Source organism: Xanthomonas sp. SHU 199, from assembly GCF_000364665.1.
Taxonomy (GTDB): domain Bacteria; phylum Pseudomonadota; class Gammaproteobacteria; order Xanthomonadales; family Xanthomonadaceae; genus Xanthomonas_A; species Xanthomonas_A sontii.
The window spans coordinates 1-748 of sequence record NZ_AQOI01000666.1; the positions used below are offsets into that span (position 1 = coordinate 1).

At 68.7% G+C, this 748-nt stretch carries 1 protein-coding gene; it reads left to right on the forward strand.

The features are described from left to right. Positions 1-748: methyl-accepting chemotaxis protein (locus D183_RS28075; RefSeq protein ID WP_017910421.1), on the forward strand; the 748-nt coding region annotated here is incomplete at both ends.

Sequence of the window (748 nt, forward strand, 5' to 3'; positions counted from 1 at the left end):
GGCGATCAATACCGAGATCAAGCGCCTGGCCGCCGCAGCGGCGTCCGGCGACTTCAGCGCCCGCGGCGATGCCGCGCGCTTCCAGCACGACTTCCGCCTGATGGTGCAGGACCTCAACGCGATGATGGAGGTCAGCGACGTCAATCTGGGCAAGCTGTCGGCGTTGCTGCAGTCCATCGCCGCCGGCGACCTCACCACCCGCATGCATGGCGACTTCCACGGCGTGTTCGCACGGATGCGCGAGGACGCCAACGCCACCACCGACCAGTTGACCGGCATCGTCGCGCGCATCCAGACCGCGGCCAGCAGCATCAGCGCGGCCGCCGGCGAGATCGCCAGCGGCAACGACGACCTGTCGCGCCGCACCGAGCAGCAGGCCGCCAGCCTGGAGGAAACCGCGGCCTCGATGGAAGAGTTGACCTCGACCGTGCGCCAGAACGCCGAACACGCCCGCCAGGCCAACCAGTTGGCGGTCGGTGCCGCCTCGGTGGCCTCGCAGGGCGGCATGGTGGTGGGCCAGGTGGTCGAAACCATGAGCGGCATCGAGGCCTCGTCGAAGAAGATCGCCGACATCATCGGCGTGATCGACGGCATCGCCTTCCAGACCAACATCCTGGCACTCAACGCCGCGGTCGAAGCCGCCCGCGCCGGCGACCAGGGCCGCGGCTTCGCGGTCGTCGCCACCGAAGTCAGGACCCTGGCGCAGCGTTCTGCCAATGCCGCCAAGGAGATCAAGACGCTGATCGAC